Raw genomic sequence first — 9,005 nt, 5'->3', positions numbered from 1 at the left:
GTTCTAATTGCGGACAAGGGTTATGATGCCCCAAAAAGGGTAGTCAATCCCTTGTTGGATTTGGGCAAACAGGTCGTGATACCGAGTTTGCGCAACCGCAAATACCGGCGGGAGTATGACAAGGATTTGTACCGCAAACGGCATTTGATTGAGAACTTCTTTGCCCGTTTGAAACAATACCGTGCGCTTGCTACCCGTTATGACAAGACGGCAACAGCTTTTTTGGGGGGAATTTATTTGGCTGCTGTCGTCTCTTGGATTAATTGATGACACGCCCTAGGGCGTATCATTATTTAAATTCTTTCATTGAAAATCAACGAAGTATAAACATTGCCGTCATTCCCGCGAATGCGGAAATCCACTGCCCGATAACCTGCAAGCCATGTTTTATTCAGGTTTGTTTGAATTGGTTTTGGATTCCCGCCTGCGCGGGAATGACGGCGTAGTGATTTTTCAGTCAATTGATGACGCGCCCTAAGGCGTATCATCATTTATATTTTTACATTGAAAATCAGTTTGATATAAAAACACACCGTCATGCCCGCGAGTGCAGGAAGCCACCGCCCGATGACCTGCAAACCATGTTTCATCAAGGCTTGTTCAATTTATTTTGAATTCCCGCCTGCGCGGGCATGACGGTACGGGTTTTTTCAGTCGATTGATGACACACCCTAGCGGATGATGCCGCGTTCGGAGCGGGCAAAGAAATCTGCAAATGCCTTGAGTTCGGGCGCGGAGCTTGCCAGTTGGCACACGCGGGCTTTGGCGTTTTCGTAGGACAAGCCTTGACGGTAGAGGATTTTGTAGATGTTTTTGACGTTGGCGATTTGTTCGGCGGTAAAGCCGCGCCGCCGCATGCCTTCGCTGTTTAATCCGGCAGGTTCGGCGCGGTAGCCTGCCGCCATCACATACGGCGGCACGTCTTTGTGTACGCCCGCCGCAAATGCGGTCATGGCGTGGTCGCCGATGATGCAGAATTGGTGTACCAAAGAAAATCCGCCCAAAATAACGTGGTTGCCGATGGTAACATGCCCCGCCAAGCTGGCGTTGTTGGCAAAAATGGTGTGGTCGCCCACCACGCAGTCGTGTGCCAGATGCACATATGCCATAATCCAGTTGTCGTTGCCGATGCGGGTTTCGCCGATGCCGGTTACCGTGCCGAGATTGAAGGTGGTAAATTCGCGGATGGTGTTGCGGTCGCCGATGATGAGACGGGTGGGTTCGCCGCGATATTTTTTGTCTTGCGGAATCGCGCCCAAGCTGGCGAATTGAAAGATGTGGTTGTCTTCGCCGATTTCGGTGTGGCCGTCTATCACAACGTGCGCACCGATTTGCGTGCGCGCGCCGATGCGGACGTGTGCGCCAATCACGCTGTATGCGCCGATGCAGACGTTTTCGGCGAGTTCGGCATCGGGGTGGACGATGGCAGTGGGGTGGATGGTGGTCATGGCAAAGCCTTTCGGGCGTGGCGGAAGCGGCAAAAACGGCGCTTTGCCGATTCTAACCGAGCGTGCCACACCTTATCAAGGTGGCGGCTTGGCAGATGTGGACGCATTTCAAATATTCACAAGATGCCGGATTTCCATTGGCGCGGGAATAATGGGTGCGGGGTTTTTAGGATTCTTCCGCGCCGAAATTGGGTTGCAATAAGGCGCAGGAGCGGCGCTCGCGTCCGCGCCGGCGGGTGGTTCGCGGCGGGGGCAGGTCTTTTTTGGGGGCGGTCGGGCGGCGTTTGACTTCGTTGGCGGCGGGCGGTGCGGGCGTTTGGGGGGCGGCAGACGGGCATGGCTGCCATTTCGGCTCGAAGCCTTCGATGCGCGAGACGGGCAAATCGGCGTTGGTCAGGGCTTTGACGGCTTCAAACATTTTTTGTTCGTCCGCGTCCATCAGCGAAATCGCCACGCCGTCCGCGCCCGCCCGTCCGGTGCGCCCGATGCGGTGGACGTAGTCTTCGGCTTGGGAGGGCAGCTCGTAATTGATGACGAAGGGCAGTTCGGCAATGTCCAAGCCGCGTGCCGCGACGTCGGTTGCCACCAAGACGCGTATTTGCCCCGCTTTGAATTGTGCCAAGGTTTCCAAGCGGTTTTGCTGGCTTTTGTCGCCGTGAATCGCCCGCGCCTGCAGGCCGCGCCGCAGCAGGTCGCGGCAGACTTGTTCGGCACTGTGTTTGGTTTTGCAAAACACAATTGCCTGATGGATTTCCAAATCGACTATCAGCCGTTCCAGCAGTTCGCGTTTGCGGGCGGTATCTACGGCGATAATGTGTTGTTCTACATTGGCGTTGGCGGTGTTTTGGGCGGCAATCTGCACCGTTTCGGGACGGTTCATGAAGTCTTGCGCCAGTTTGCGTATCGCGGGGGCGAAGGTGGCGGAAAACAGCAGGGTTTGGCGTTGTTTGGGCAGCAGACCCATGACGGTGCGGATGTCGTCGATAAAGCCCATGTCGAGCATGCGGTCGGCTTCGTCCAATACCAAAATTTCCACTTTGTCCAAGCGGATGTTTTTTTGTTTGACGTGGTCGAGCAGCCGTCCGACCGTTGCCACCACGATTTCGCAGCCGGCACGCAGTTCGCGGGTTTGGCCGTCCATGTTCATGCCGCCGAACAGGACGGTGTGGCGCAAGGGCAGGTGTTTGATGTATTTGCGGGTGTTTTGGTCGATTTGGTCGGCAAGCTCGCGGGTGGGGGTCAGCACCAGCATCCGCACAGGGTGCATGGCAGGTGAGGTGCTGGCATTGGCATAGCGTTTGAGCCGTTCCAGCGCGGGCAGCATGAACGCGGCGGTTTTGCCCGTCCCCGTTTGCGCGGCGGCAAGCAGGTCGTGTCCTGCCAAAATTTTCGGAATGGCGGCTGCCTGTACGGGCGTGGGGGTGCGGTAGTCCTGTTCGGCCAGTGCCGCCGCCAGCTCCTGACCCAAGCCCAGCGCGGTGAAATCATTTTGTATCATCAATTTTTTCCAAACATCTTTGATTACAAACCGGCTTCTTTTTCGCCGATTTTGGTTAAATAGTGAAAGCGCCGGTCCAGCACGACGTACGCGCCCGTGTATTTGCCGATAACGGCAAACACGTAAACCTGTCCGTGCGACTGCTCCCACTGCGCCAATTGCGCCTGTTCTTCGGGCGACATCGCCCGCCGTGCCGCCGCGTCTGCCTTTGCCAATACCGCCGCCGCTTTTGCCGGCGGCTGGTACGTGTTTTTACCGTGCGGCTGCGAAAACACCGTCCATGCCACGCCCGCCACCCTGCTGCTGTGTGCCGCCGAATCGGGCAGCGCTGCCCATTCGGGCTCTGCCGACACCTCGCGGTGGGTCAAAGCCGTTGCCGTACCGTATTCGTACAAAACCGTCAATTTCGGGTGTTCCTGATACACCGTATAAAGCCCGTATACCAACGCCCCTGCCTGCACCGCCCCGATAATCAGACAATCCGACACAATTTCACGCAAACGCTTGTGCGGATTGAACACCAAAAACGTCAGCAAGGGCCCCAGCACCACATCCACCCCAAACATCAGCATCAGCCCCTGCACCCCGCCGCTCATATTGAAATAAAAAGACGGATACAAACCCACCACCAGCCATACCGCCACCCCCGCAAACACCAGCAGCGACAAAGCCAAATGCAGAAACGTCGCCCGACATTTCGCGCGCAAAGGAAAACGTTTTTTCTCCATCATCACACACCCGTCCCGTTTCGCGCCCCGCGCCGGAGCGCACAAGCGCAAACCATAAGCTTATGACACAAACACAACAACTGCCGGCAAGGCAGAAATTTTTTTCAAAAATCCCAAACTAGCACGCAATTTGCTTGCAACTGCCCACAGGCAAGCGGCAAACACATTGAATCGGCAGCAAAAATAGAATAAGAATACTAGGGCGTGTCATCAATTAATTTTTTGTGCTGAAAATTCAGTGCAATATAAAAAATCCGTCATTCCCGCGAATGCGGGAATCCACCTCCCGATGCTTGGCAAGCCATGTTTTATCAAGGTTTCTCGTGCTTCGACTTGGATTCCCACTGGCGCGGGAATGACGGTGCGGCGTTTTTTTGGCTAATTGATGACACGCCCAAGCCCCGCCGTTTCCGCCGCATTGACAATCCCCGCACAGGCACGGTATTTTTCCACCACCTGCCATTATACCGCCCCGCCCCGCAGGGTTACAAACCCGATGCGTCCGCGCCCGCGCCGCAAGACAGCAACCGCTTTCCGCCCGCAGCACGGGCGCACACCGAAAAGAGGAACCACCATGAACCCGAACAAACAAACAGGTTTTACGCTCATCGAGCTGATGATTGTGTTGGCGATTATCGGCGTGTTGGCGGCATTGGCGCTGCCCATGTATCAGGACTACGTGGTCAAAACCCAAGTCAGCCGCGTGTTTTACGAGATAAACAGCGCCCGCACCATCATCGACACCATCATTTCGCAAGGCGGCGTGCCGACCGTAAACAAAAATGAAGACGGCAAGCTGATTGGCGGCGAGCTGTACGAATACATCGGCATGGACGGCAACGACCCCGCCTCCAACCTGATTTTCAACGCAAAAATAGAATACGAAAACGGCAAACGCTTCAAAAGCCTGACCGCCACCTTCGGCAAAGAATCGTTTAAAGGCATACAGGGCGCAACCATCACCCTGACCCGCTTGGGCGATGCCACATGGCACTGCGAAGCCAAAGCCAACAACGCCCCGTCGTGGAAACCCAAGCACGTGCCTGCCGCCTGCAAAAACACCATGTAACAGGCAACAAGCGGCTTTTTGCCCCGCTTCGTCAAACCGCCGCTTTGTCGCGTCAAAGCGGCATCAACTGCTGCTGTTCAACGGCTTTTCCGACAATTGCAGCAACAATTCTTCGCCCACAATTTTCATCACATCGTTTTTCGGCACGAGAAACGACTCGGCGTCCGACAAAAACACCTTGTACATCTTGATGCAGTATTCCTGAACGTATTCATCGTATTGGGTAAAATACGAACGCTCTTTGCGGTCGTGCAGCCAACGGTTCAGATACAGCAGCTCCTCGCGTTCGCGGTCGCTCAAAATGCTTTGGTTGGCGAGCAAATCCTGCTGGCGTGTGTGCTTGCGGCGGGCGACTTCCTCCTCTTTTTGGAAGTTGATGCAGGTGAGGCAGTGGATTTGGCAGTAGATTTCGGAAATGCGGTTGATGTTGATGATGCGGGCGCGGATGCGCTTGCCCAAGTCTTCCCGCGAGTGCGGCGACGGCGCGGGGCAAAACATGCCGCTTCGCTGAATCAGCTCCACTTTGCCGTCCGCATTGACGCAGCCGTCTTCTTTCAATTTCTTGTAAAGAAAATAGGCGGCGTATTCATCGGGGTTGCCTTCCCATGTCTGCACCAGTTGGAACAGTTCTTTCGTGTTGAGCATATCGTGTTTTTCTCCGTGTAAACAGCTTGCAAAAGTGCAAGGGTATGTTGATGATGTTCAAATGCTTACTTGCCGATGCCGCGCTGGCGCAGCAGAGCGTCGCTGCGGGGGGCGCGTCCCATAAATTCGGTAAACATCGCCATCGGTTCTTTTGCCCCGCCTTGAGAAAGCAGGGTGTCCAAAAATGCCTGCCCTGTGGTGCGGTTGAACAAGCCGTCTGCGGCAAAACGGTCGAAGGCATCGGCAGCCAGCACTTCCGACCACAAATAGCCGTAGTAGCCCGCCGCGTATCCGCCCGCAAAAATATGCGAAAACGAATGGCTGCGGCGCGTCCATTCCGGCTCGGGCGACACGGAAACGTCTTGGCGGATGCGGGCAAGCGTGCGTTTGAGCAGCCCCGCATCGGCGGGCGTGTCGCGCCAGTGCAGCAGAAAATCCAGCAAGGCAAATTCCAGTTGGCGCACCAATGCCCGCGCCGCTTGAAAATTTTTGGCTGCCACGATTTTGTCCAGCACGTCGTCGGGCAAAGGCGCACCGCTTTCGTGATGGGCGGCGATGCGTTTGAGCGCGTCTTTGTCCCATGTCCAGCCTTCCAGCATTTGGCTGGGAAACTCCACCGCGTCCCAAGGCACGCCGTTGATGCCCGATACCGCGCCCACGTCGATGCGTGTCAGCATGTGGTGCAGGGCGTGTCCGAATTCGTGAAACAGGGTGGTTACTTCGTCGTGGCTCAACAGTGAAGGCTTGCCTGCGGCGGGGGCGCTGCAATTGAGTACCAGCACGGCGACGGGCTTTTGCAAAGTGCCTTCGGCGGTGGTCAAACGGTCGGTGATGCCGTTCATCCACGCGCCGCCGCGCTTGCCTTCGCGGGCGTACATGTCCAGATAAAACGAGGCAATGTGGCGGTTTTGTCCGTCAAACACATCGAAAAAGCGCACCGAGTCGTGCCACACCTGCACGCCTTTGCGTTCGCGGACGCTGATGCCGAACAGGTGTTGCGCGGTTTCAAACAGCCCCGACAAGACTTTGGTTTCGGGAAAATAGGGGCGCAGTGTTTCGCGGTTGACGCTGTAGCGTTCGGTTTTCAGTTTTTCGCCGTAGTATGCGCCGTCCCATGCTTCGAGCCGGTTTGCGCCGTGTGTTTGGGCGGCGTAGCGTTGCAGTTCGTCCCATTCCTTGCGGGCTTGGGCGCGGGCTTTGTCCAGCAGGCCGTTGAGAAAGTCCATGACTTGTTGCGGGCTTTGTGCCATGCGGTCGGACAGGGCGTAGTCGGCATAGGTTTTGAAGCCCAGCAGTTTTGCCTGTTGCAAACGCAGGTTGAGGATTTCGCGTATGGTGTTGCCGTTGTCCCATTTGCCGGCGTGGGGGCCTTGGTCGGATGCGCGGGTGGCGTAGGCGGTGTACATTTCGCGGCGCAGGGCGCGGTTGTCGCAGCTTGTCATGACGGCGCTGTAGCTGGGGTAGTCCAGTGTCAGCCGCCAGCCTTGTTTGCCTTTGCTTTCGGCGGCGGCGCGGGCGTTTTGTTTTGCCGGCTCGCTGAGTCCTGCCAGTTGTGTTTCATCGGTAATGATTTTTTCCCATGCGTTGGTGGCGTCCAGAACGTTGTTGGCAAAGCGTGTGCTCAGGCGGCTTAAGCGGGCGGTGATGGCGGCGTAGCGTTGCTGTTTGGCGGCGTCCAGCCCGATGCCCGACAGGCGGAAGTCGCGCAGGGCGTCTTCTACGGCTTGTTTTTGCGCTTGGCTGTAGCGGGCAAATTCGGGGGCGCGGCGCAGGGCTTGGAAACGGCGGTACAATCCCTGATGGCGTCCGTACCAACTGTTGAATTCGCTGACTTTCTGTTGAGCCGTTTCTTGGGCTTGGCGCAATGCGTCGTTGTTGGCAACGGCAGCCAGATGCGCGACCGCGCCCCACACGCGGGAAAGAAAGTCGCCCGCATCGGCAAGCGGCAGGTAAAAGTCCTGCCAAGTGGTGTGTTTGCCTGCCGTCAGCTTGGCGATGGTGCGGCGGTTGTGCGCCAGTGCGAAGTCCACCGCCGCATTGACGTGCTTGGCACGAATGTCGGCAAAGCGCGGCAGCCCCGACATGTCCAAAAGCGGATTGGATTTGAGCGTGTCGGGCAGCGCGGGCAAACGCGCCGAAGCAAACAAAGGGAAATGCAAAGCGGCAAAGCCCAATGCGCCCAATTGCAAAAAATGGCGGCGGTGCATGGTCGAAAACCTTTCTTCCGTTGGCAGATTGTGAATCAAGTTTAACTATACCCCCCAAAAACGGGGCTTTCAAGCCGATTGGCGCATCGGTTATAATCCGATTGTTATTCATTGTACTTTCGGTATCGGCATATGTTGGTCTGCAATCCAGAAGAAATCATCATTCACGGCACAACCGGCAAGGGCAAAGTGTTCCGCCCCAGCGATTGGGCAGAACGCCTGTGCGGGATTTTGTCCTCGTTCAACAAAGACAACCGCCTTTCCTACCACGAATGGGTGCGTCCCGTGCTGCTCGACAAAATCCGTTGCGTTGCCATCGCCCCCAAGCTCGAAGAAATCAATCCGGGCATGTTCCGCTTCCTGATGGACTTCGCCAACGACAACAACCTGCGTGTTTTGACCTACGCCCAATTGCTTGCCGAAGCCGGCATCGAATCCGCCCACACCGAGCCGACCCCGCTTAACGAAGCCGTTGCCTGCGTTGCCCCCGTGCTGACCGAAGCCGAAAAAGCCGCCGAAACAGACGACTCCGTTGCTGCCGTTTTGCGCGAAATCGGCGCGCACGAAACCTCCGCCGCCTTTGCCGCACTCAGCGTCCTGCGCCCCAAACTCAAAGACATCAACGGCTTTGTCGAACAAATCAACAAAGTCCAACGGGCGCAAGGCTACCGTTTGCTCGGCATCTTTGAAGAAGGGCGCAGCAATGCCGTAGCCGTGTGCGGCTTTCGCGAAGAAACCAATCTGGTCAGCGGCAAACACATCCACATTGACGACTTGGTAACCGTTCCCCAATACCGCAAACACGGCTACGGCACCCGACTGCTGCAAGAAGTACAGCGCATCGCCCGTGCCAACGGCGTTGCCCAAATCCACATCGACAGCAACGTCGGCGGCGAGCGCACCACCGCCCACCGCATCTACTTCCAACACGGCTTTGAAATCAGCGCCTACCACTTCGTTTGCGAACTCGACAACCTCAAATAAACAGCGTCAAGCGGACGGCATCACGCCCGTCCGCAACTTTTTTGCAACTTTATTAAAAATAAATACCAAGTAAAAACAACCGCTATCCCATTTTCTTCCAAATTTCCCGTCAAATCCTTTGACAAAGTTTGTTTATGTGCGTATAGTTCGGTTTTTCGCTGCTGCGGCGCAGAAGTTTCTTGTTGCGGTAGTGAATTTTTTATGTTTTGATTTTTTGTTTTTGCTCTTTAACAAACAGATTACCGATAAGTGCGGGTGTATTCCCGCACTGCCAAGACAGACAGACGAATGGGACTTGTTTCCCGTTTGATTTCGTCTTTCTTTTGAGCAGACCAGAATAAATTAGTCAGATTGAACATAAGAGTTTGATCCTGGCTCAGATTGAACGCTGGCGGCATGCTTTACACATGCAAGTCGGACGGCAGC

9 protein-coding genes and 1 rRNA gene are annotated in these 9,005 nt (G+C 55.8%); 4 read left to right on the top strand and 6 right to left on the bottom strand.

The genetic code is table 11. The annotated features are described in order from the left end of the window. Window positions 1–267: IS5/IS1182 family transposase (locus tag G392_RS14235; RefSeq protein WP_027010032.1), on the top strand; the 267-nt coding region annotated here is incomplete at its 5' end. A 26-nt stretch (window positions 268–293) separates the two neighbouring features. Here G392_RS14235 and G392_RS13735 read toward each other — a convergent pair. From G392_RS13735 to G392_RS13730, 4 genes are all read right to left on the bottom strand, one after another. Beyond that, complete coding sequence (locus G392_RS13735) at window positions 294–491, bottom strand: hypothetical protein (RefSeq protein WP_156900888.1); 198 nt, start codon at window positions 489–491, stop codon at window positions 294–296. A gap of 180 nt (window positions 492–671) precedes the next feature. Beyond that, window positions 672–1,448, bottom strand: coding sequence for an acyl-ACP--UDP-N-acetylglucosamine O-acyltransferase (lpxA, locus tag G392_RS0109455; RefSeq protein ID WP_027010031.1), 777 nt, complete (start codon window positions 1,446–1,448; stop codon window positions 672–674). 166 nt (window positions 1,449–1,614) lie between these two features. Beyond that, entirely contained in the window at window positions 1,615–2,946 is a 1,332-nt protein-coding gene (locus tag G392_RS0109450) for a DEAD/DEAH box helicase (protein ID WP_034335028.1), read from the bottom strand. Between the two features lie 23 nt (window positions 2,947–2,969). After that, window positions 2,970–3,677, bottom strand: a complete 708-nt coding sequence (locus tag G392_RS13730) for a hypothetical protein (RefSeq protein WP_156900887.1) — start codon at window positions 3,675–3,677, stop codon at window positions 2,970–2,972. Between the two features lie 571 nt (window positions 3,678–4,248). Here G392_RS13730 and G392_RS0109440 point away from each other — a divergent pair. Then, on the top strand, window positions 4,249–4,743 hold the full coding sequence (locus G392_RS0109440; protein ID WP_027010029.1) for a pilin: 495 nt from the start codon (window positions 4,249–4,251) through the stop codon (window positions 4,741–4,743). Window positions 4,744–4,806: 63 nt separating this feature from the next. On the opposite strand, the gene G392_RS0109435 is transcribed toward G392_RS0109440, so the two are convergent. Together G392_RS0109435 and G392_RS0109430 are read right to left on the bottom strand one after the other, a co-directional pair. After that, complete coding sequence (locus tag G392_RS0109435) at window positions 4,807–5,388, bottom strand: hypothetical protein (RefSeq protein ID WP_027010028.1); 582 nt, start codon at window positions 5,386–5,388, stop codon at window positions 4,807–4,809. A gap of 65 nt (window positions 5,389–5,453) precedes the next feature. Further along, the gene (locus tag G392_RS0109430; protein ID WP_084165969.1) at window positions 5,454–7,595 is read right to left on the bottom strand and encodes a M3 family metallopeptidase; all 2,142 of its coding nucleotides are present in this window, start codon (window positions 7,593–7,595) and stop codon (window positions 5,454–5,456) included. A 132-nt stretch (window positions 7,596–7,727) separates the two neighbouring features. Between G392_RS0109430 and G392_RS0109425 the strand changes: the two genes are divergently transcribed. Together G392_RS0109425 and G392_RS0109415 are read left to right on the top strand one after the other, a co-directional pair. After that, window positions 7,728–8,579, top strand: a complete 852-nt coding sequence (locus tag G392_RS0109425) for a GNAT family N-acetyltransferase (protein WP_027010026.1) — start codon at window positions 7,728–7,730, stop codon at window positions 8,577–8,579. A gap of 353 nt (window positions 8,580–8,932) precedes the next feature. After that, window positions 8,933–9,005 (top strand): 16S ribosomal RNA (locus G392_RS0109415); the annotation flags it as partial.

Source organism: Conchiformibius kuhniae DSM 17694 (assembly GCF_000428785.1).
GTDB classification, from domain to species: domain Bacteria; phylum Pseudomonadota; class Gammaproteobacteria; order Burkholderiales; family Neisseriaceae; genus Conchiformibius; species Conchiformibius kuhniae.
This window is presented reverse-complemented; position numbering and strand designations above follow the sequence as displayed.